A 21,992-nucleotide genomic window follows, 5' to 3' on the forward strand; every position below is an offset into this window, starting at 1 on the left:
CGTTTGCTGCTACAGCCCAAACAGTTGTATCGGGAGCAAGCGGCGTCGCATTAAAGCTACAGGTCAGTGATTTCCTTGTGGCGCGGCACCAGCGTCTTCATCACGCTCCAGGCCACCAGGTAAGCCAGGGCGCAGATGGCGAACATGATCATGTAGCCGGTATGGATGTCGTTGATGGACTTGTAATAGTCGAACACCCAACCACCGATCTTGGTCATGAGCACGCCGCCCAAGCCACCGGCCATGCCGCCAATGCCGACCACCGAGGCCACGGTTTTCTGCGGGAACATGTCGGACACGGTGGTGAAAATGTTGCATGACCACGCTTGGTGTGCCGAGGCGCCCACGCCGATCAGCAGCACCGGCACCCAGAAGCTGAGGTAACCCAGCGGCTGCGCCAGCAACACCACCAGCGGGAACAGCGCAATCACCAGCATGGCTTTCATGCGCCCGTCATAGGGAGCATCGCCGCGCGCCATGAAGTAGCTGGGGAACCAGCCGCCGCCAATGCTGCCGACCATGGTCATGCTGTACAGCACCGCCAATGGCATCACGATATCGGCGCCTTTCATGCCGTATTGGGCAGACAGGTAGGTGGGCAGCCAGAACAGGAAAAACCACCACACGCCGTCAGTCATGAACTTGCCAAAGGCAAACGCCCAGGTCTGGCGGTAGGTCAACAGTTTGAACCAGGAGACTTTCTTCACAGCGCTGCCCGTCGGCGCCGGAGTGAACGGTTGTACGGTCTGGTCGCTGCGGATGTAGGCCAGTTCTTCAGGCGACAGGCGTTTTTGCTGTTCCGGCTTTTCGTACACGGCGGCCCACACGGCTACCCACACAAAACCGAGCATGCCGATGACCATAAACGCCGCCTCCCAACCCCACAGGCCGGCAATCAATGGGACACAGATGGGCGCCAGGATCGCGCCGACATTGGCGCCGGAGTTGAAGATGCCGGTGGCCAGGGAGCGTTCTTTCTTGGGGAAATATTCGGCAGTGGCCTTGATCGCGATCGGGAAGTTACCCGCTTCGCCAATCGCCAACACCGCCCGTGAAAGCATAAAGGCGGCGATCGACACCGGGATCACCGCCAGGCCGATGGCACCACTGACGGCTGCGATACCCTCGCCCATCGGTACTGCAAACGCATGCATGATCGCGCCGGTGGACCAGATACCAATCGCTACCACGTAGGCGGCCTTGGTGCCGATCTTGTCAACGAAGCGCCCGGCAAACAGCATGGAAATGGCGTAGACAAACTGGAACACCGCCGCAATGTTGGCGTAATCGGTGTTGCTCCAGCCAAACTGCGTCGAGAGTTGCGGCGCCAACAGGCTGAGGACCTGGCGGTCGAGGTAATTGACCGTGGTCGCGAAAAACAGCATCGCGCAGATCGTCCAGCGATAGCTGCCGACCGCCTGGCCGACACGGAGGGCACTGATGGGCTCGTTCAGATTCATGGCATCACTTTTTATTTTTGTTAGGTAGGACACATGTAACGTCATATGTCGTCGTACAACTATGAGTTTTATATCGGGGCGCCCACGCAGTGTCAATCGCAAAGACTGCCGTTTATCTATGATTTATGTGAAATATGAGAATGTCAGAGCTGCGCAGTTGTAGGATGACAAACCCTGAGCACCAGGCTGGGCGCTTGGCCGGGTACATCGTCGAGCAAGCCGAAACGTTGCATGCCCAGTTTTTCCAGTACGCGGATCGACGCAGCATGATCCGGCCGCACCAAACCGAACACTTCCGGTAAAGACAGGGTGTCGAACGCCAGCGCCAGGGCATCCCGCCCCAGTTCAGTGGCATACCCCTGCCCCCAGGCCTCGACGGCCAGGCGATAGCCAAGGTTGATGCGCCGCTGCGTCAGATAGTTAAGCGGCGCAATGCCGCCAAACCCGATGATGTGTTCGGGGCTCTCTTTGCGGGCAATCGCCCACCAGCCGTAACCCTGGGATGCCCATTGCTCAAGCCAGTGATCCAATAGCCGTTGTGCCGCATCCAGGTTGGGCAGCGGGCCGGCAGGATTGAACAAGTGGGTCTGTGGATCGCCGAAGATCGCGAACAATCGCTGAACGTCTGCGGGTCGTGGTTGGCGGTAGGTAAGGCGTGAATGGCTGCTTGGCATATGAATGACTTCCCTGTTTTGCCTGACTGACAATGACAACCCCCAGTGGGAGCGCTCGAGCTTTAGCGAGGCCGCGATGGCGATAGTTCAGACAACACAAATGCCAACAGTACCGCCGCCTTCGTCGCCTCGCCGGGGCTCGGCAACTTCCACATTTGATCTGTTTTGCCGCTAGTTATGCATAAGCCTCGAAAACCGACGTTTCATCCCATGCGAGAAAAAATACACAAAGCGGTGAATTATTTCGTGTCCACTTGTATCTGAACTGACAGAGCGGTGCCATCGTAGCGATGGCACCTCCCCTGTTCAGCTTTTGAGTGGCCCGCATGAAACTACGTAAAAAACGCGTCAAACCCATCGGATTGAAAGACATCACCATTGTCGACGACAACAAGATGCGCAAGGCGATCACCGCTGCCGCACTTGGCAACGCCATGGAATGGTTCGACTTTGGCGTCTATGGCTTTGTCGCCTATGTGCTGGGCAAGGTGTTCTTCCCTGACGCTTCCCCCAGCGTGCAGATGATCGCAGCGCTGGCCACCTTCTCCGTACCTTTCCTGATTCGCCCGCTGGGCGGCCTGTTCTTCGGCGCATTGGGCGACAAGTACGGACGGCAAAAAGTCCTCGCCGCCACCATCGTAATCATGTCCTTGAGCACCTTTGCCATCGGCTTGATCCCCGGCTATGCCTCCATTGGCATCTGGGCGCCGATCCTGTTGCTGCTGTGCAAAATGGCCCAGGGGTTCTCAGTGGGCGGTGAGTATACCGGCGCGTCGATTTTCGTGGCTGAATACGCCCCGGACCGCAAGCGCGGCTTCCTTGGCAGTTGGCTGGACTTCGGTTCCATCGCCGGTTTCGTCCTCGGCGCGGGTGTAGTGGTGTTGATCTCCACCGTGCTCGGTGAAGCAGAATTCGAGGCCTGGGGCTGGCGCTTGCCGTTCTTCCTCGCCCTGCCCCTGGGCATCATCGGCCTGTACCTGCGCCACGCGCTGGAAGAGACCCCGGCGTTTCAACAGCATGTCGACAAACTCGAACAAGGTGACCGCGAAGGCTTGAGCCACGGCCCTAAAGTCTCGTTCAAGGAAATCGCCACCAAGCACTGGCGCAGCCTGCTGACCTGCATCGGTATCGTCGCGGCTACCAACGTGACCTACTACATGCTGCTCACCTACATGCCCAGCTACCTGTCCCACAACCTGCACTACGCCGAAAACAGCGGCGTGCTGATCATCATCGCAATCATGGTCGGCATGCTGTTCGTGCAGCCGTTCATTGGCTTTGTCAGCGACAAGATCGGCCGCAAGCCGTTCATCATCGCCGGCAGTATTGGCCTGCTGTTCCTGTCGATCCCGGCCTTCATGCTGATCACCAGCGGCAAGACCGGCCTGATCTTCGGCGGCCTGTTGATTCTGGCAGTAGTGCTGAACTTCTTTATCGGCGTGATGGCGTCGACCTTGCCAGCCATGTTCCCCACCCACCTGCGCTACAGCGCCCTGGCCAGTGCCTTCAACGTCTCGGTACTGATCGCCGGTGTCACGCCCACTGCGGTGGCCTGGCTGGTGGAGAGCACCAACAACCTGTACATGCCCGCTTATTACCTGATGGTGTTCGCAGTGGTTGGTCTGATCACGGGCCTGACCATGAAGGAAACCGCCAACAAGCCCCTGCGTGGCGCGGCCCCGGCAGCTTCCGACATGGAAGAAGCCAAGGAGCTGCTGCAGGAGCATCACGACAATATCGAGCAGAAAATCGAAGACATCGACGCCGAGATTGCCGCGCTGCAAACCAAGCGGGAAAACCTGGTACAGCAACACCCGCGCATCAATTAATATCCTGACTGTGCGTGGTCGCGGCCTGCGACCACGCCATTGGAGCGTAAAGCATGGTTTCAAGCGTCACCGCCGCACACAGGTTACTCAGCGCAGACGAGCGCGCCGCCATTGCCGAAATTGAAGCAACCACCAACATCCTCAAGCTGGTCACCCGCCTGACCGGGATGAGATTCGCCGGCATCGCCAAGTTCACCGACCAGGAATGGGTGGTGTGTTCGGCCTACGACCCGCTGCAAATGGGCATCAACGTCGACGACGTACTCGACCTCGAAACCACCCTGTGCAGTGAGTTCTGTATCAACCCGCACACCCTGTTCATTCCTCAGATCAGCCAGAACGGCCGTTTCGCGGCGCGCCCGGTGGTCAAGCAATACGCCATCGAAAGCTACGCCGGCGCGCCGATCTTCCTGCCCGATGGCCGCCTGTTCGGGGCGCTGTGTGCGCTGGACTCACGGGCCATGTTGTTCGACGACCCCAACCTGCCGGAAACCCTGAGCCTGTTCGCCCGGCTGATTGGCTGCATCTTCTACGCTAATCTGACCCCGGCGGACCACTGACACCCGCCCTGCCCCGCAGGGTTGCCATGTCGCGCTTGGGCGGCACCCCAAACAGCCGGCTGTACTCACGGCTGAATTGCGACGGGCTCTCATACCCGACTTTGAACGCGGCACTGGACACATCCTGGTGCTCGTTCAACATCAACCGACGCGCTTCATTCAAACGCAGCCATTTCTGGTATTGCAGCGGGCTCATCGCGGTCAGTTGCCGGAAGTGATGGTGAAAGGTCGCCGCGCTCATTTGTACCCGCGCTGCCAACTCTTCCACACGCAGGGCGGCGTCGAAATTCAACTTCAGCCAGTCGATAGCCTTGGCAATCCGATAGCCCTGGCCGTCTACCGAGCAGATCTGGCGCAATCGGCCGGCCTGGTCGCTTTTCAATAGCCGGTAATGAATCTCGCGCTGGATCAATGGCGCGAGTACCGGGATAGCCTCGGGTTCATCCAGCAACGCCACCAGCCGCGCGAATGCGGCCAGCATGCCGTCGGTAACCGTGCCGATCCCCACGCCCTTCATGACTGCGCGCTCACGCACCGGCGGCAAGCCACCCTGGGCGATCAGCTCGGCGAGCATGCGCAGGTCCAACTTGAACGTCAGCCCCAGGCACGGCTGCTCGGGGCTGGCCGCCAGCACCTCGGAATTGGCGGGGATGTCCAGCGATGTCACCAGGAACCGGGACGTGTCGTAGGGGTAGCCCTCGCCGCCCACCCACAACTGCTTCTCGCCCTGGGCCACCAGCACGATGCACGGCTCAACCATGCACACCACCGGCGCAGCGGGTTGCTCACGCCGATAAAAGCCCAGGCCGGGGATCGGCATGGCGTAGTCGCCGGGCGACGGCGTGCGCGAACCAATCGACTGGATCAGCGCGTTCAATGGGGTGGCAGTGGACGTCATGACAGACCCTTTCAATGCTTCATTGCACTTTACCCGCGCAAGCCACGGGCGTCGTCACCTGGCGCTGAAACTCAGAGGATCAGGCAAGTAATCCACTCAAATGCACTACAGAAGCCCTGCCGTCACCCGGAAAATGTGCGGACACTTTACAAGGAACATCCCTATGAAACGCCTCTTGCTCGCTCTGGGTTTGCTGGTGACTTCTCTTTCTTCATTTGGAGCCGATATGTCCAACGGTGCGGATAACTTCTACAGCAGCAACACAGTGACGGCCGAACCTGTCACCTTCAACAATCAATACGGCATGCAGATCGCAGGCACGCTGTTCGTGCCCAAGCACCTGGCCCCGGGCTCAAAGCACGCAGCCCTTGTCGTCGGCCACCCGATGGGTGCCGTCAAAGAGCAAAGCGCCAACCTCTACGCCACCAAAATGGCTGAACAGGGTTTCGTGACCCTGTCCCTGGACCTGTCGTTCTGGGGCCAAAGCGCCGGTACGCCGCGCAACGCGGTGTTGCCCGACCTCTACGTGGAAGACTTCAGCGCCGCCGTGGACTTTCTCGGCACTCGCCCACAGGTCGACCGGGAACGCATCGGTGCCATCGGCATTTGTGGCAGCGGCAGTTTCGTGATCAGTGCGGCGAAGATCGATCCGCGTCTCAAGGCAATCGCCACGGTCAGCATGTACGACATGGGCGCGGCCAACCGCAATGGCCTCAAGCACGGCATGACCTTGCAACAGCGCCAGCAGATCCTGCGCCAGGCCGCCAACCAGCGCTATGTAGAATTCCAGGGCGGTGAGACCCTCTACACCGGTGGCACGCCGCAGAGCCTCACGGGCGATCCGGTCGGCGACGAGTTCTACGACTTCTACCGTACCCCGCGCGGCGAAGTCACCCCAGCAGGCGCCTCATCGCAAACCACCACCCGGCCGACGCTGACCAGCAACGTCAAGTTCATGAACTTCTACCCCTTCAACGATATCGAGACGATCTCGCCGCGCCCGCTGCTGTTAATTACCGGGGCCGACGCGCACTCCCGAGAATTCAGTGAAGACGCCTACCAACGCGCCGCCGAGCCCAAGCAATTGCTGGTCATCCCCAACGCCGGCCATGTAGACCTGTACGACCGCGTCGAACTGATCCCGTTTGACACGCTCTCCACCTTCTTCCAGAGCCACTTGCAGTGAGTTCCGTTACCCCTCAACCGCAACGCTGGGGCGCGGTGCTGGCGATGTCGCTGGCGGCGTTTGCCTTGGTCGCCTCCGAGTTCATGCCGGTCAGCCTGCTGACACCGCTGGCGGCTGACTTGCAGGTCACTGAAGGCCAGGCCGGCCAGGGCATTTCCGTGTCCGGTGTGTTTGCCCTGCTCACCAGCCTGGTGATCGCGGCGGTTGCCGCGCGGCTGGATCGCAAGCGCCTGCTGATGGCCTTGACCCTACTGATGATCGTCTCGGGCAGCGTGGTGGCGTTCGCACCGAATTACGCGGTGTTCATGCTCGGTCGCGCGTTGATTGGCGTGGCAATTGGCGGCTTCTGGTCGCTGTCGGCGGCCACGGCAATGCGCCTGGTCGAGCCCGCCCAAGTGCCACGGGCCTTGGCCATCGTCAACGGAGGCAACGCCCTGGCGACGGTGATTGCGGCGCCGCTGGGCAGCTTTCTCGGCGGCCTGATTGGCTGGCGCGGCGCATTCTTTTGCGTTGTGCCGGTGGCCGTGATTGCGCTGGCCTGGCTGTGGCTGAGCCTGCCGGCGCTCAAGCACAGCGGCGCGGCGAACACCGGCAATGCACTGCGCCTGCTGAGAAACCCCAAGGTGGCCTTGGGCATGTGCGCTGTCAGCCTGTTTTTCATGGGCCAGTTCATGCTGTTCACTTACCTGCGGCCGTTCCTGGAAGGCGTGACCCGGGTCGAGGTGTCCACCCTGTCGTTGATGCTGCTGGTGCTCGGCCTGGCCGGTCTGGCGGGTACGGTGTTGATTGAGCACTTGCTCAAGCGCCACCTCTACCCGACGCTGATTGCCATCCCGTTGATCATGGCCGGCATCGCCCTTGCGCTGGTGGCGTTCGGCGGTTCAGCGATTGCCACCACTGTGCTGCTGGGCTGCTGGGGCCTGGTGGCCACTGCTGCGCCTGTGGGCTGGTGGACATGGCTGGCCCGCGCCTTGCCCGACGACGCCGAGGCCGGCGGGGGATTGATGGTCGCCATCATCCAGCTGGCGATGGCCGCCGGCGCCACCGTCGGTGGTGTGGCATTCGACTTGAGCGGCTACCGGGCCACCTTCGAGCTGGGCGCCGCCTTGCTGGTAGTCGCCACGCTGCTGGCTTACCTGGCATCGCGCCGCCCTGCTCATGCGCGCATGGCGAGCGGCACTACTTGAAAAAATGACTCGGCGTTTTGCCAAACTGTTTCTTGAACATGCTGGTAAAAGCGCTGGGGCTTTCATAGCCCAATTCAAACGCCACATCGATGATCTTCTGCCCCACCGCAATGCGCTCCAGCGCCAGCAATAGCCGCGCTTGCTGGCGCCACTGGCCGAAGGTCATGCCGGTTTCCTTGCGGAACAGGCGCTGGATGGTGGTTTGGTCCAACCCCAACCGCGCACTCCAGTCGGCGACGGTGGAGGCATCACTCGGCTCGTCCTGCAACGCCAGGCAGATCGGGCTCACGCGTGGGTCGGCAGGCTGGGGCAAAGACAGCGGCAAGGCCGGCAGGATGGCCAGTTCATCGAGGATGAGGTGCATGATCCGCGCGTCGCGTGAATCCTCGGCATACGGCGGTTTCAAGCTCACCGAGGCCTTGATCAGTTCACTCAGCAGCGGCGAGACCGTCACCGTCTTGGGCTCGGCCGGCAGGTTGGGGAAGCTGTCCGGGCGCACGAACACGCTGCGCATCTGCAGCGTACCCACGCAGCGCAGCGAGTGAACTTGACCGCAAGGCATCCAAAAGCCACGATTGGGCGGCACCGTCCATTGCCTCAGGGCCGAGTACACCACCATCACACCGCCAATGGCGTACAGCAGTTGGTGCTTGTTGTGGCTGTGTTCGGGGATCACCCAGTGTTCGGGGTAATCGGTGGCCGAGCTGATGACGGCCCAGTCGCCCTCATCGATTTCTCGCAGAAATTTATCCAGTGATTTGATCATTTCGCCCTTTTTGCGATGGTTTCTGCCCGAATTGCGCGAGACAGGCATTGGCGCCGAATCTAGCATAAACGCCGAGTCCAGATGGAGTGGCGGTTCACATCACCGCCGCCCGCCTCCACGCCTGTTAGCTGCCTTGTACGGAATGCCCGCATGTCCACAGTCACAGCGTCACCCGCCGCACCTTCGACCAGCCCGCAAGTAAGCCCCTTAGTCATGCGCGTCCTGGGCGCCTGTGCCCTGGCGCACCTGATCAATGACTTGATCCAGGCGGTGCTGCCGTCGATCTACCCGATGCTCAAGGCCAACTACGGCCTGAGCTTTACCCAGGTCGGCCTGATCACCCTGACCTTCCAGTTGACCGCCTCGCTGTTGCAACCGTGGATCGGCTACCACACCGACCGCCACCCCAAACCCTGGCTATTGCCGGCGGGCATGGTGTGCACCTTGGTCGGCATCTTGATGCTGGCCTTTGTCGGCAACTTCCCGGCGATATTGCTCGCGGCGGCGCTGGTGGGCGTGGGCTCATCGACCTTCCACCCGGAAACCTCCCGCGTCGCACGCCTGGCCTCCGGTGGGCGCTACGGCCTGGCGCAATCGACCTTCCAGGTCGGCGGCAACACCGGCAGCGCCTTCGGCCCATTGCTGGCGGCGGCGATCATCATTCCCTACGGCCAAAGCCACATTGCCTGGTTCGGCCTGTTCGCGGTGTTCGCCATCCTGGTGCTGTACGGTTTGAGCCGCTGGTACCGCCACCACCTCAACCTGTTCAAGCTCAAGCAAGGCAGCCAGGCGACCCACGGCTTGTCCAAAGGCCGCGTGACCTTCGCCCTGGTGGTATTGGCCGTGCTGGTGTTCTCCAAATACTGGTACATGACCAGCCTGACCAGCTACTTCACGTTCTACCTGATCGAGAAATTCCAGCTGTCGGTAGCCAGCTCGCAGATGTACCTGTTCCTGTTCCTCGGCGCAGTGGCCGTGGGCACCTTTGCCGGTGGCCCGATCGGCGACAAGATCGGCCGCAAAAAGGTTATCTGGTTCTCCATCCTCGGCGCCGCACCGTTCACCCTGGCCCTGCCCTACGTCGACCTGTTCTGGACCGCCGTACTCAGCGTGGTCATTGGCTTTATCATCGCCTCGGCGTTCTCGGCCATCGTGGTGTTTGCCCAGGAATTGGTGCCGGGCAATGTGGGCATGATCGCCGGGATATTCTTCGGCCTGATGTTCGGCTTCAGTGGGATCGGCGCGGCGCTGCTCGGGATGCTCGCTGATCATCACGGCATCGAATACGTGTACAAGTTGTGCTCGTTCCTGCCGTTGGTGGGCATCCTCACGGTACTGTTGCCGTCGACTAAAGGCGTTTGATCGGTTGCGGGGCCCCAAATAGGTATCGACACAACTCTGTAGCGCTCAACGCTAACCACGATGCGAAGCGAGCCGCTCTTGATCTTGATCTGCTTTTGATCTCAGGCGCCCCGTCAAACCACGCTGGCCGGAATTCGACAGGGATTTGGGGGGTAAACCGGCAGGGATGCCGGTTTAGCCGCCCCGCGCCATGGATGGCGCGTGGCGGCGGCCCCCCAAATCACTGGCGGATTACGGGCACACCGAGCCTAAGCGAGGTGCCGAGTGGTGGGGCAAGAGCGTTTTGCTTACTTTTGCGCTTTTCAAAAGTGAGCCGCCGTCAGGGCGGAACCCTAAGCGGCCGTTACCGCAGCAATGGATATGTACACAATCCAACTGTGTCGCCTGTCAGGCCGCCTTCGCGAGCAAGCCCGCTCCCACAGTTGGATCGTGGTGTGCCAGGTAGATCAGCATCGGCTGGCAGGTCGTCACGGGAGCAACAAACCTCACTTCATGGCCCGACGAGAAAACCCATTAACCACGATATAAAGCAACGGCCCTACCGACACAAACACTGCCGTCAGTAGAAAATACGGCAACACTGAGGCCATCGACCGCCCTCGCCCACGCGCATCCCGGTACATCCACACACACGCCAGCACCGCCATCAGATACAGGTCAATCACCACCTGTGCCGTATCGGGCCGGGACATCAGTTCCCATCCAAACGCCAGCAGTGACTGCTCGGCCGTGAGCATGGTCACCACGGTATAGACGGTAAATCCCAGCAAGGCCGCCAGGGCGATATAAGGTTTTTGCATGGTCTCTTCCTTGAAGCGCAACGTTAATCAGCGCGGCCACCTTAGCGATAAGAGGCTGCCGCTGGCAATCATGCTGACGTTGTTCTCAAGATCTCCCGCACACCGGCTGCGCGAAGTATGCCACGCTGGTTTTGTGAAATATCTGTACGTAGACTGCCGCCATACCCCCACTTGAAGGCGGCGAAAAAAACGTGATGCAAGTTACTGAAGTCTCCATTGCCCAATTGCGCGCTGCGCTTGAAGCCGGCCAGACCACGGCGGTTGAACTGGTCCAGGCGTACCTGGCGCGAATCGACGCCTACGATGGCCCGCAAACGGCCACTGCGCTGAACGCTGTGGTGGTACGCAACCCCGAGGCGCTGAAAGAAGCCCAGGCCTCCGATGCGCGCCGCGCCAAGGGGCAAATCCTGGGGCCGCTGGATGGCATTCCCTACACCGCCAAGGACAGTTACCTGGTCAAGGGGCTGACGGCTGCATCCGGCAGCCCGGCGTTTGCCAAGCTGGTGGCCCAGCGCGATGCCTTCACCATTGAACGCCTGCGGGCCGGCGGCGCCATTTGCCTGGGCAAGACCAACATGCCGCCGATGGCCAATGGCGGTATGCAACGTGGCGTGTATGGCCGCGCCGAAAGCCCCTACAACGCCAACTACCTCACCGCGCCGTTCGCGTCAGGCTCCTCCAACGGTGCCGGCACCGCCACCGCCGCCAGTTTTGCCGCGTTCGGGCTGGCTGAAGAAACCTGGTCCAGCGGTCGCGGCCCGGCCTCCAACAATGGCCTGTGTGCCTACACGCCTTCGCGTGGGGTAATTTCGGTGCGCGGCAACTGGCCACTGACCCCGACCATGGACGTGGTGGTGCCCTACGCTCGCACCATGGCCGACCTGCTGGAAGTGCTCGACGTCGTGGTGGCCGAAGACCCGGATACCCGTGGCGACCTGTGGCGCCTGCAACCCTGGGTGCCGATCCCCAGCGTCACCTCGGTGCGCCCAGCGTCCTACGCGGCCCTTGCAGTCAGCAGCGAAAGCCTGGCCGGCAAGCGCTTTGGCGTGCCGCGCATGTACATCAACGCCGACCCGGAGGCTGGCACCAGCGAAAAACCCGGTATCGGCGGCCCGACCGGGCAAAAGATCCACACCCGTGCCACGGTGATCGAACTGTGGCAAGCCGCACGCCAGGCACTGCAAGCTGCCGGTGCCGAAGTGATCGAAGTGGATTTCCCGCTGGTGTCCAACTGCGAAGGCGACCGCCCTGGTGCACCGACGGTGTTTACCCGTGGCCTGGTTTCCAAGGAATTTCTCCACGACGAGTTGTGGGAATTGTCGGCCTGGGCCTTCGATGACTTCCTGCGCGCCAACGGCGACCCGCACCTGAACCGCCTGGCCGATGTGGACGGGCCGAAGATATTCCCCCACGACCCCGGCACCCTGCCCAACCGTGAAGACGACCTGGCCGCCGGCATGGACGAATACGTGCGCATGGCCCAACGCGGCATCACCCCATGGGACCAGATCAGCACCGTGCCCGATGGCCTGCGCGGCCTGGAACAAACCCGGCGCCTGGACCTGGAAGACTGGATGAACTCCCTTGGGCTCGACGCCGTGTTGTTTCCCACCGTGGCCGATGTAGGCCCGGCGGATGCCGATGTGAACGAAGCGTCTGCCGATATCGCCTGGAGCAACGGCGTATGGGTCGCCAACGGCAACCTCGCCATCCGCCACCTGGGCGTGCCCACCGTCACCGTGCCAATGGGCGTGATGGCAGACATCGGCATGCCAGTGGGGCTGACCTTCGCCGGGCGCGCCTATGACGATTCGGCGCTGTTGCGCTTCGCCTCGGCGTTCGAAGCCACCGGCAGCAAACGCATGATCCCGCCGCGTACGCCACCGCTGGCAGCCCGCTAAACGCGGTCAACCTGTGGCTGGCTTGCCTTAATGCCAGTCAGTTAAGGCTTTTTTGTAGGAGCGAGCTTGCTCGCGAAAAACTCACTGGCGCCGCGTTCATTCAGCAAACACGGGTTATCGTTGACGTTTTTCGCGAGCAAGCTCGCTCCTACAGAATTGGCCGCAGCGCCGACTCCATGTGGGAGCTGGCTTGCCTGCGATGGCGGCCGTTCAATCGACAGAGATGTCACATGTGCGGCAGGTAACCACGATGCGAAGCGAGCCGCCCTTGATCTTGATCTGCTCTTGATCTCGGGCGCCCCGTTAAACCACGCTGGCCGGAATTCGACAGGGATTTGGGGGGTAAACCGGCAGGGATGCCGGTTTAGCCGCCCCGCGCCATGGATGGCGCGTGGCGGCGGCCCCCCAAATCACTGGCGGATTACGGGCACACCGAGCCCAAGCGAGGTGCCGAGTGGGGGGGCGAGGACCTTTTGGTTACTTTTGGGTCCTTCCAAAAGTGACCCGCTGTCAGAGCGGAACCCTAGGTGGCCGTTACCGCAGGAATGGATATGTACTCGGTATTACGGTGTCGACTGTGAGGCCGCCATCGCAGGCAAGCCAGCTCCCACATTTTTGCCGTATTTCAAATCAAGCCCTGTCGCTGGGCCTTGATTCACCACACCACCACCTTGCGCACTTTCACCAGCGCCTCCCGCAACGCCGCCATCGGCACCGACCCCAGAGCCAGGCGCAGCGCGTGGGGCACCTGGGCCGAAACCGCGAACGGTTCAGCGGTTGAAACAGAGATGCCCGCACGCTGCAAGGTCATGGCGACCTGATCGGCGCGGGCATCTTCGGCCAACGGCAGCCACAGAAAGTAGGAGGATGGGTGGCTGATGGTCTTCACACCGGTCAGCACCTGCGCCGTCAATGCCTGGCGGGCCTGGGCATCCGCGCGCTTTTGCGCCTCCAGTTGCGTCACCGTACCGTCTTCGAGCCAGCCCACCGCTATCGCACTCATCACCCCCGGCACGTTCCAGGTGGTGGCCATGATCGTGCGCTCCAGGCCGTTTACCCAAGCCATAGGCGCAGCGATAAAGCCCACGCGCAACCCGGTGGCGACACTCTTGGACAGCCCGCCGATGTACACCGTGCGCTCCGGTGCAAGAGTCGCCAAAGGTGGCGGTGCGTCTTCGGCGAGAAACGCATAGGCACCATCTTCGATGATCATCAAGTTGTGCTGCCGGGCGATTGCCACCAAACGCTCGCGCTGCGCCAGGCTCATCACCCAGCCCAGCGGGTTATGCAGGGTCGGCATGCTGTACACCGCTCGCACCGGGCGCTGGCGACACAGGCTGTGCAGGCGGTCCAGGTCCGGGCCGCTGGCAGTGACCGGGATGGCGACGAGCTCCAGGTGCAGGGTTTCGGCCAGCACCTTGAAGCCCGAATAGGTCAGCGCATCCACCGCCACCACATCCCCAGGCTTGAGCAAGGTCATCATGCTCACCGCCAGGCCATGCTGGGCGCCGCTGACCACCAGCACCTGCTCGGCTTGCACCGTCAGCCCTCGGTTCAACAAGTGCCGGGCCACGGCGGCGCGCTCGTGCACGCGACCGGCATGGGGCTGGTAACGCAGCAACGCCTCCAGATCGCCAGACAGGGCAAGTTGGCGCAACGCCGTGCGCAACAGCTCGGCCTGGCCCGGCAAAGACGGGTAGTTGAAATTCAGGTCAAGCAACCCCGCCGCAACCGTCATCTGCCCACTGCCCTGCCCCGGCGGTAAGGCAATCTCACGCACGAAGGTGCCGCGGCCGGTCTCGCCACTGACCAGGCCCATGGCTTCCAGCTCGCTGTACACCCGGCTGGCGGTGACCAGCGCCAGGCCATGCTCGGCGGCCAATTGCCGATGGGTGGGCAGCCGTGTGCCGGGCAGCAATTGGCCGCTGCGGATGGCCTCGGCGAAGGTATCGACCAGCGACTTGTAGCGAGCACGGGGCATAAGGATGTATCCATGACAATTTTTTGATTGTCTTAATCTTCAATCCTAGGATGCCCAGCACGCAACTGCCTTTTCAGGACGCCCCCATGGAACGCACTTCTCGCCTACGCACTCTGGACAACAGCACCCAGGGTTGGATCAACGGCTTTATCGGCGTGGTGATTTTCAGCGGCTCGCTGCCGGCCACACGCGTGGCGGTGATGGAGTTCGACCCGGTGTTCCTGACCATGATCCGCGCCACCCTCGCAGCCCTACTGGGGTTGTGCCTGCTGTGGCTATTCAAGGAAAAACGCCCCACGTGCCAGCAATGGGCACCGCTGGTCATCGTTGCGCTTGGCGTGGTGATCGGCTTTCCACTGCTGACGGCCCTGGCCTTGCAGTACGTGACCTCGGCCCACTCCATCGTCTTTATTGGCCTGCTGCCGCTGGCCACGGCGGTGTTCGGCGTGCTGCGCGGCGGTGAGCGGCCGCGGCCGGTGTTCTGGTTGTTTTCGATCCTGGGCAGCCTGTTGGTGATGGGTTATGCCGTTGCCCAAGGCTTGAGCGCCGCACCCGCAGGCGATGTGCTGATGCTGCTGGCGGTGCTGGTGTGCGGCCTGGGGTATGCCGAAGGCGCCAAGCTGTCGCGCAGCCTGGGCGGCTGGCAGGTGATCTGCTGGGCGCTGGTGATGTCGCTGCCGGTGGTGGCGCCGTTGAGCCTGTTGCTGGCGCCTGCCACCCTCAGCGGTATCAGCCTGCCGGCGTGGTTGAGCCTGGGCTACGTGGCGTTGTTCAGCATGTTGATCGGCTTTGTGTTCTGGTACCGCGGCCTGGCCCAGGGCGGCATTGCCGCGGTCGGCCAGTTGCAGTTGCTGCAACCGTTCTTCGGCCTGGCGCTGGCGGCGGGTTTGCTGCATGAACAGGTCAGCCTGGGCATGGTGCTGGTGACGGTGGCGGTGATCGGCTGCGTGGCCGGGGCGAAGAAGTTTGCTCGCTAACCCCTGGCCTGCTAAATAGAAGCGTCGCCCCAAAAAACAATAAGGACTCTGCATGCACAGCGCTTCTCTCCAGGACACCACGGCGCCGGAAGGCATCTGCTACGGCTGCGGCAGCAGCAACCCCCATGGCCTGCACATCAAGAGCCGCTGGGATGACGATGGCGTACACGTCATTGCCGAGCACCAACCCGAGGCTAAATACAGTGGCTGGCCAGACCTGGTCTACGGTGGCCTGATCGCCATGCTGGTGGACTGCCACTCCAACTGGACCGCCATGGCCTACCACTACCGCGCCGAACAGCGTGAACCCGGCAGCCTGCCGCGCATCGACTGCGTCACCGGCAACCTAGGGATCAAATTCATCAAGCCCACGCCCATGGGTGTGCCACTGGTCCTGCGCGCTCGGGTCGAAGGCGAAGTCGGGCGCAAAAGCCGTGTGGTCTGCGAAGTGTATGCAGGCAGCGTGCTCACCGCCGTCGGCGACTCGGTGTTCGTGCGCGTTGATACCGGGCAACTGGCTGCCGCCGCCCATGGGCGCGAGGTTTGATCCGGCGCCGTAGTGACAACCGTGATCAGACACCCTGCATAAGGAACACTTGAAGATGGCCTGTGAGATTTGTCTGGGGCTGAGCGAGCAATTTACCGAGAGCTATAAGCTGACCTGGCTGGACTTCGGCCTGCAGATCACCTGCGTGCCTAACGCAGAAATCAGCCCGCAGGAACAGGGTCTCTATCGGTTCTTTTTCGAAAGCGGCCTGGTATGGAAAGTCGACCACGTGGATGCTTATGGCGATTACTGGCTGTGCGTGCAACATGGCGAACACAGTTATGAAACGCTTGCACCCGTTGCGGGCAGTTTCACAAAAGTCCCCTGTGACCCACCCTATCCAGTGGCTACACACCCACCCGTTCGCGCAACCACCCCTTGAACGCCACCATCGCTGACGTCTCAGCCCGCGACTGCAAGCGCGTCAGCCAATAGCTGCCCGTCGTGATCCCCACCTCTAACGGCTGGCGGATCACATCGCTCTCCAATTGCCGCGAGAACATCAAGGCTGGCGCCAGTGCTACGCCAGCCCCTTGCAGCGCGGCCTCCATCATCGCCAGCGAGGAGTCGAACACCACGCTGCGCGGCACCCGGGTATCGCTGGGCAAACCGGCGGCCTGGAACCACAGGTTCCACTCATCGGCACGGTAGGAACGCAGCAAGGTGTGCTTCAACACGTCAGCCGGGCTGCGCAATTGCTCGGCAATCTGCGGCACGCACAACACCGTCAACGGCGCCTCAAGCAAAGGGCAGGCATCAGTACCGTGCCAGGCGCCAGCGCCAAAGCGGATGGCATAATCCAGGCCCTCGGCGGCGACATCCACGCGGTTGTTGTGGGTGGACAAGCGCAAGTCGATCAACGGGTAGCGGCTATGAAAATCCGCCAGGCGCGGCAACAACCAGCCCACCGCAAAGGTACCGACCGCCCCCACGGTCAATACTTCACGGTAATGCCCGCCTTCAAACTGATCCAAGGTCAGGGCAATACGGTCGAAGGCCTCACGCAGCACGGGCAGCAGGGATTCGCCTTCGCTGGTGAGCATCAAGCCCCGTGGAAGGCGCTTGAACAGCGTGACGTTGAGTTGCGCTTCGAGGCTTTTGACCTGATGACTGACCGCCGCTTGGGTCACGCATAACTCGATGGCCGCACGGGTAAAGCTCAAATGACGCGCCGACGCTTCAAAGGCGCGCAAGGCATTGAGCGGCAGGTGGGAACGCAACATGGCTTGGCCCAAATTTTTCTAATGGCTGGTGCGAGATATCATCGTTTGCCCGCTCCGGGAAATCCACCTACATTTGCCACGCCTGCGCAGGCTCCGATCGTCATTGCCTTTACTTACATGGAAGCGAAGCATGAAACACACCCTGAAAAAATATGCGATCTCAGCCTTATTGCTTGGGGCCGGCAGCTGCATGGCCGCCACCGATATGCGCCAGGTCGTGGACAGCCACGTCCCCCCTCTGATGAAACAGCAAGGCATCGCCGGCCTGACGGTCGCGGTCGTCCAACACGGCAAGGTGCAATACTTTAATTACGGCGTCGCCGCCAAGGACACTCAGGCACCCGTCACCGAAAACACCCTGTTCGAAATCGGCTCAGTGAGCAAAACCTTCAACGCCACCCTCGGCGGGTATGCCCAGGCTATCGGCAAGCTCAAGCTGTCGGACATGACCAGCCAACACCTGCCGGTGCTGGCTGGCAGCGCGTTCGATCGCATCAGCCTGCTGCAACTGGCGACCTATACCCCCGGCGGCCTGACGCTGCAGTTTCCGGATGCCGCCGACAGCGCCACCACCATGATGGATTATTTCCAGCATTGGAAACCCACTTATGCGCCGGGGGAACAACGCCTGTATTCCAACCCCAGCATTGGCCTGTTCGGTTACGTGACAGCAAAAAGCCTGGGCCTGCCGTTCACCGTCGCCATGGAAAAAACCCTGCTGCCCAAGCTGGGCTTGACCAACACCTACACGCGCGTGCCTGCCGACAAGGCCGGCCAATACGCCCAGGGCTATGACAGCCAGCAGAAACCGGTTCGCGTCAACCCCGGCGCCTTGGACTTCGAAGCCTACGGCCTCAAAAGCAGCAGCCAGGACCTGGCCCGCTACGTGATCGCGAACATGCACCCGCAAACCCTGGAGCAACCAGTGCAGCAGGCCATTGCCACCACTCACGCCGGCTACTACACCGTCAACGGCATGACCCAGGGCCTGGGCTGGGAACGCTACCCCTACCCCGTCGCGCTGCAAGCGTTGCTTGAGGGCAACTCCACACCGATGGCGATGGAGCCGCACAAGGTTAACTGGCTCAAACCCGCCCAGGCGCAGCCTGCCAACGTGCTCTACAACAAAACCGGCTCCACCGGCGGTTTTGGCGCCTATGTGGCGTTTGTGCCAAACAAGGACATGGGTGTGGTGATCCTGGCGAACAAGAACTACCCGAATGCCGAGCGGGTGAAAGTGGCTTATGCGATCTTGAATGCGATGGATAACTGAAGCCGGCAATCCCCCGATGGGCGGGGGCTGGCCTTAGCGTCGGCGGTGCACGTTTGAAGATCGCCGGCCTCTAGGTACAATCACCGCCCTCTCCCACTCCCCCAAGGATCCGCCATGTCCGGGCTTGAACTGTTTGCCGCCGCCCTGGGGGTGATCGCCGTTTGGCTGACGGTCAAACAAAACCCCTGGTGCTGGCCCATCGGCCTAGTGATGGTGCTGCTCTACACCTGGGTGTTCTTTGAGGTCAAGCTCTACTCCGACATGCTGCTGCAAGTGGTCTATGCGGCCTTGCAGGTGTATGGCTGGTGGCAGTGGACCCGCGCCGGCGAGGTCAAGCAGGGCCGCCAGGTCACGAGCCTGGGCGTGCCGGCGATCATGGCCAGCCTGGCTGTGGGTGCCGTCGGCAGTCTGCTGCTGGGCGCCGCCATGGCCCACTGGACCGACGCCGCCCAGCCTTGGCTCGACGCCGCGCTCACCGGTTTCAGCCTGGTGGCGCAGATGTGGATGGCGCAAAAACGTGTGCAGTGCTGGGCATTGTGGATCGTGGTGGATGTGATCTTCGTCGGCCTGTTCCTTTACAAAGGCCTCTACCTCACCGCCGCGCTCTACGCACTGTTTACCGTGATTGCCGTGCAAGGCTGGCGCGAGTGGCGCGCCGACCCGGCGTTGCGCGCATGAAGGTGGTGGTATTGGCAGGCCCCGAATCCAGCGGCAAGAGCTGGCTGGCGGCGCAGTTGCACGCGCACTTCGGCGGGTTGATGGTAGGGGAATATGTGCGCTACTTCATCGATCAGCATCAGCGCGACACCACCCTGGCGGATATCCCGGCCATTGCCCAAGGCCAGTTGGCCTGGGAGGATGCCGCCCGCGCCAAACGCCCCGCGTTGCTGATCCTCGACACCCACCTGCTCACCAACAGGCTCTGGAGCCAGACCCTGTTCGGCGACTACCCCGGCTGGCTGGATGACGAACTCCTGGCGCGGCATTACGACCTGCACCTGCTGCTCTCCCCCGAAGACGTGGAATGGAGTGCCGACGGCCAGCGCTGCCAGCCGGAACTGGCGGATAGGCAGGCGTTTTTCCAGGCCAGTCTGGAATGGATGCAGCAGCACCAACAGCCACTGGTGGTGATTCGCGGGGGCTGGGAACAACGGCGCCAGGCGGCGTTTGCCGCGGTAACGCAGTTGCTGTAGGAGCGAGCTTGCTCGCGAAAAACGTCAACGATAACGCGTGTTTTCTGGATAAACGCGGCGCCTGTGAGTGTTTCGCGAGCGAGCTCCTACAGGATGACGTTGGGGCAGGCCCCTTTACTCGGCATATGCCCACGTCATCCGAAACGACGCCCCGCCCCATTCCGAATCCAGCACCTCAACTTGCCCGCCATGCCACTGGCTGACACGCTTGACCAGCGCCAGGCCCAGGCCAAACCCGCCTGTGCGGCGGTCGCGGCTGGCGTCGAGGCGCAGGAAGGGTTCGAATATCTTTGTGCGGCCCTCCAGCGGCACCCCCGGCCCATCGTCGTTGACCCGCACTTCGTAACCGCTGCCAAACTTGACCAGCGACACTTCCACACGGTGGTCGGCATAACGAATGGCGTTGCGCAGCAGGTTGATCACGGCCCGCGCCATAAAGCGTGGCTCGATCTGGATAACGTCCACCTCGCAGGTGCGCAGCGACAACTGCACCCCTTGCGCCTCGGCCTCCAGGGCCACGGCGCCTATAACACTGTCGAGCCAACTGTGGGCCTCGATATGCTCACGGGTGACCCGGGTGGCGCCCGGCTCAAGGCTGGCATAGGTCAACAGTTCGGAGACCATTTCTTCCAGCTCACCGAGGTCGGCGTACATGTCGTTGATCAGCGCTCGGCGTTGCCGTGGGTCGCTTTGTTGCCTGAGTTGATCAAGCTCGAATGACAACCGCGCAATCGGCGTGCGCAATTCATGGGAGACCGCGTTGGTGAGTTCGCGCTGGTTGGCGATCAAACCCTCAATGCGCTCGGCCATCTGGTTGAAATGCCCGGCCAGGGAACGCACGGTGGAACGGCTCGGCAGCAGGATGCGCGACCCCAGGTCGTTGTCACCGAAACGTTGCGCCGCGAGGCGAATGTGCTCCAGGTCGCGCCAGTGTGGGCGCACCCAGAAATACAGAACAATGGCCAGGCTCACGCCCAGGAAGCCGTAGGCCCACAGGTACAACCACTTGGGTTCTTCCGGCAATTTGATTTCGAGCAATTGGGGGCCGTCGTCGATAGGCGCGAGAAATTTCATGAAGTCTTCGCGCACCACCACCTGGCCAGCCGCCAGGAGTTTCTGTTCCCGTTCGCTCAAATCCTGGGTGTCGCGTTGCACCAGTTTGAGTCGCAAGCCGTAATGCGGTTGCAGTTCGTCCAGGCGTGCCTGGCGCGCCTCTGCCGGCACGGGGCGCAGCTGTTCCACCAAGGCCCACGCCGGTCCGCGCAGGGCTTCACGATTGTAGGTCTCGTTGGACTCGGGCATGTAGGTGTCCAGGCCGAAGTTCACCAGCCAGATCGACCCGGCTAGGCCGAGCGCGAGAATCAAATAGAGGCGCAGATACAAGCGCAGCATCTACACCTCCCACGCGAACGGATTGAACAGGTAGCCCTTGCCCCAGATGGTCTTGATGCACACCGGCTCGCGGGGGTTGTCATTGAGCTTGCCGCGCAGTTTGCTGATGTACACGTCTACGCTGCGGTTCAGCCCATCAAAGGCAATGCCGCGCATGCGGTTGAGGATATCGTCACGGGACAGAACCTTGCCCGAGCTGCTGGCCAGCAACCACAGCAACTCGAACTCCATGGTGGTGAGGTCAATGGTTTCGTCGCCCAGGCGCACCACCCGGCAACTGCGATCAATCGACAAGCGGCCGAACTCCAGAGCGCCGCGCACCGTGGGCTCGGGCACCTGGCGGCGCTGCAACGCACGCAGGCGCGCCAACAATACCGGCGGTTTGATCGGCTTGATCACGTAATCGTCAGCACCGGACTCAAGGCCAAGGATATGGTCCAGGTCATCTTCCTTGGCGGTGAGGATTACGATGGGCGTGTCCGACAGGTTGCGAATCTCGCGGCAAACATGCAGCCCGCTCTGACCCGGCAGCATCAGATCGAGCACGACGATCTTCGGCTTGAAATCCACGAACGCCGCCAAGGCTTCATCCCCCCGGTACACCACCCGGACCTCGAAACCATGCTGCGACAGAAAATGCGAGACCAGCCCTGCCAGCTTTTCATCGTCCTCAACGAGCAGGACCTTGCCCAGACCCAGGTTTTCCATAAGTTCTCAGTGTGGATGCGCGGATTGAAAAAGGGCCATTATAGGTGGCAAGCTGGCCGACAGAAGCCGCTGGCC

21 protein-coding genes are annotated in these 21,992 nt (G+C 61.7%); 12 read left to right on the forward strand and 9 right to left on the reverse strand.

Annotation, left to right across the window (positions count from 1 at the left end):
- Positions 1 to 56: 56 nt before the first annotated feature.
- Positions 57 to 1,460 carry an MFS transporter gene (locus MF6394_RS21615; RefSeq protein WP_078467493.1) on the reverse strand — a complete coding sequence of 468 codons (1,404 nt, stop codon included), beginning with the start codon at positions 1,458 to 1,460 and terminating at the stop codon, positions 57 to 59.
- A gap of 143 nt (positions 1,461 to 1,603) precedes the next feature.
- Positions 1,604 to 2,134 (reverse strand): GNAT family N-acetyltransferase, encoded by a 531-nt coding sequence (locus MF6394_RS21620; protein ID WP_078467494.1) that lies wholly within the window; start codon positions 2,132 to 2,134, stop codon positions 1,604 to 1,606.
- Between the two features lie 326 nt (positions 2,135 to 2,460).
- On the opposite strand from MF6394_RS21620, the gene proP reads away from it, so the two are divergent.
- The gene (gene proP / locus MF6394_RS21625; RefSeq protein WP_032892100.1) at positions 2,461 to 3,963 is read left to right on the forward strand and encodes a glycine betaine/L-proline transporter ProP; all 1,503 of its coding nucleotides are present in this window, start codon (positions 2,461 to 2,463) and stop codon (positions 3,961 to 3,963) included.
- Between the two features lie 53 nt (positions 3,964 to 4,016).
- Complete coding sequence (locus tag MF6394_RS21630; RefSeq protein WP_032892101.1) at positions 4,017 to 4,523, forward strand: GAF domain-containing protein; 507 nt, start codon at positions 4,017 to 4,019, stop codon at positions 4,521 to 4,523.
- Here MF6394_RS21630 and MF6394_RS21635 read toward each other — a convergent pair.
- The gene (locus MF6394_RS21635; protein WP_078467495.1) at positions 4,498 to 5,421 is read right to left on the reverse strand and encodes an AraC family transcriptional regulator; all 924 of its coding nucleotides are present in this window, start codon (positions 5,419 to 5,421) and stop codon (positions 4,498 to 4,500) included. The genes MF6394_RS21630 and MF6394_RS21635 overlap by 26 nt on opposite strands.
- A gap of 163 nt (positions 5,422 to 5,584) precedes the next feature.
- Between MF6394_RS21635 and MF6394_RS21640 the strand changes: the two genes are divergently transcribed.
- Positions 5,585 to 6,607 (forward strand): alpha/beta hydrolase, encoded by a 1,023-nt coding sequence (locus MF6394_RS21640; RefSeq protein WP_078467496.1) that lies wholly within the window; start codon positions 5,585 to 5,587, stop codon positions 6,605 to 6,607.
- On the forward strand, positions 6,604 to 7,794 hold the full coding sequence (locus tag MF6394_RS21645) for an MFS transporter (RefSeq protein WP_078467497.1): 1,191 nt from the start codon (positions 6,604 to 6,606) through the stop codon (positions 7,792 to 7,794). The genes MF6394_RS21640 and MF6394_RS21645 overlap by 4 nt, the downstream gene beginning before the upstream one ends.
- Here the strand turns inward: MF6394_RS21645 and MF6394_RS21650 are convergent.
- Positions 7,787 to 8,608 (reverse strand): AraC family transcriptional regulator, encoded by an 822-nt coding sequence (locus MF6394_RS21650; protein WP_078467498.1) that lies wholly within the window; start codon positions 8,606 to 8,608, stop codon positions 7,787 to 7,789. The genes MF6394_RS21645 and MF6394_RS21650 overlap by 8 nt on opposite strands.
- A 102-nt stretch (positions 8,609 to 8,710) precedes the next feature.
- Here MF6394_RS21650 and MF6394_RS21655 point away from each other — a divergent pair, with 102 nt between their 5' ends.
- On the forward strand, positions 8,711 to 9,922 hold the full coding sequence (locus tag MF6394_RS21655; protein ID WP_034135455.1) for an MFS transporter: 1,212 nt from the start codon (positions 8,711 to 8,713) through the stop codon (positions 9,920 to 9,922).
- Between the two features lie 485 nt (positions 9,923 to 10,407).
- On the opposite strand, the gene MF6394_RS21665 is transcribed toward MF6394_RS21655, so the two are convergent.
- Positions 10,408 to 10,722 (reverse strand): DUF2834 domain-containing protein, encoded by a 315-nt coding sequence (locus MF6394_RS21665; protein WP_078467500.1) that lies wholly within the window; start codon positions 10,720 to 10,722, stop codon positions 10,408 to 10,410.
- Positions 10,723 to 10,913: 191 nt separating this feature from the next.
- Between MF6394_RS21665 and MF6394_RS21670 the strand changes: the two genes are divergently transcribed.
- A complete protein-coding gene (locus tag MF6394_RS21670) occupies positions 10,914 to 12,623 on the forward strand; it encodes an amidase (protein WP_078467501.1) in 1,710 nt (569 codons plus the stop codon).
- 655 nt (positions 12,624 to 13,278) lie between these two features.
- Here MF6394_RS21670 and MF6394_RS21680 read toward each other — a convergent pair.
- Positions 13,279 to 14,604 carry an aminotransferase-like domain-containing protein gene (locus tag MF6394_RS21680; protein ID WP_078467502.1) on the reverse strand — a complete coding sequence of 442 codons (1,326 nt, stop codon included), beginning with the start codon at positions 14,602 to 14,604 and terminating at the stop codon, positions 13,279 to 13,281.
- Positions 14,605 to 14,690: 86 nt separating this feature from the next.
- Here MF6394_RS21680 and MF6394_RS21685 point away from each other — a divergent pair, with 86 nt between their 5' ends.
- From MF6394_RS21685 to MF6394_RS21695, 3 genes are read left to right on the forward strand one after another with little or no spacing between them, the layout of a single operon-like run.
- Positions 14,691 to 15,581 carry a DMT family transporter gene (locus MF6394_RS21685; RefSeq protein ID WP_078467503.1) on the forward strand — a complete coding sequence of 297 codons (891 nt, stop codon included), beginning with the start codon at positions 14,691 to 14,693 and terminating at the stop codon, positions 15,579 to 15,581.
- A gap of 52 nt (positions 15,582 to 15,633) precedes the next feature.
- Positions 15,634 to 16,128, forward strand: a complete 495-nt coding sequence (locus MF6394_RS21690) for a PaaI family thioesterase (RefSeq protein ID WP_032892109.1) — start codon at positions 15,634 to 15,636, stop codon at positions 16,126 to 16,128.
- A gap of 55 nt (positions 16,129 to 16,183) precedes the next feature.
- On the forward strand, positions 16,184 to 16,510 hold the full coding sequence (locus MF6394_RS21695) for a hypothetical protein (protein ID WP_078467504.1): 327 nt from the start codon (positions 16,184 to 16,186) through the stop codon (positions 16,508 to 16,510).
- On the opposite strand, the gene MF6394_RS21700 is transcribed toward MF6394_RS21695, so the two are convergent.
- On the reverse strand, positions 16,476 to 17,351 hold the full coding sequence (locus MF6394_RS21700; RefSeq protein WP_078467528.1) for a LysR family transcriptional regulator: 876 nt from the start codon (positions 17,349 to 17,351) through the stop codon (positions 16,476 to 16,478). The two genes, MF6394_RS21695 and MF6394_RS21700, sit on opposite strands and share 35 nt — an antisense overlap.
- A 130-nt stretch (positions 17,352 to 17,481) precedes the next feature.
- Between MF6394_RS21700 and ampC the strand changes: the two genes are divergently transcribed.
- The 3 genes from ampC to MF6394_RS21715 all read left to right on the forward strand — a co-directional run bounded on the left by ampC (position 17,482) and on the right by MF6394_RS21715 (position 19,817).
- Complete coding sequence (ampC, locus tag MF6394_RS21705; RefSeq protein ID WP_078467505.1) at positions 17,482 to 18,624, forward strand: class C beta-lactamase; 1,143 nt, start codon at positions 17,482 to 17,484, stop codon at positions 18,622 to 18,624.
- A gap of 114 nt (positions 18,625 to 18,738) precedes the next feature.
- Positions 18,739 to 19,302, forward strand: coding sequence for a nicotinamide riboside transporter PnuC (pnuC, locus tag MF6394_RS21710; protein WP_003190841.1), 564 nt, complete (start codon positions 18,739 to 18,741; stop codon positions 19,300 to 19,302).
- On the forward strand, positions 19,299 to 19,817 hold the full coding sequence (locus tag MF6394_RS21715; protein ID WP_003190840.1) for an AAA family ATPase: 519 nt from the start codon (positions 19,299 to 19,301) through the stop codon (positions 19,815 to 19,817). The genes pnuC and MF6394_RS21715 overlap by 4 nt, the downstream gene beginning before the upstream one ends.
- 114 nt (positions 19,818 to 19,931) lie before the next feature.
- Here the strand turns inward: MF6394_RS21715 and MF6394_RS21720 are convergent, their stop codons facing one another.
- Both MF6394_RS21720 and MF6394_RS21725 read right to left on the reverse strand, forming a co-directional pair.
- Positions 19,932 to 21,209: an ATP-binding protein gene (locus tag MF6394_RS21720; RefSeq protein WP_078467506.1), complete on the reverse strand. Its 1,278-nt coding sequence runs from the start codon at positions 21,207 to 21,209 to the stop codon at positions 19,932 to 19,934.
- The gene (locus tag MF6394_RS21725; protein ID WP_044273446.1) at positions 21,210 to 21,917 is read right to left on the reverse strand and encodes a response regulator; all 708 of its coding nucleotides are present in this window, start codon (positions 21,915 to 21,917) and stop codon (positions 21,210 to 21,212) included.
- Positions 21,918 to 21,992: the final 75 nt, after the last annotated feature.

The organism is Pseudomonas sp. MF6394 (genome assembly GCF_002018845.1).
In the GTDB taxonomy this organism is placed as follows: Bacteria; Pseudomonadota; Gammaproteobacteria; order Pseudomonadales; family Pseudomonadaceae; genus Aquipseudomonas; species Aquipseudomonas lactis.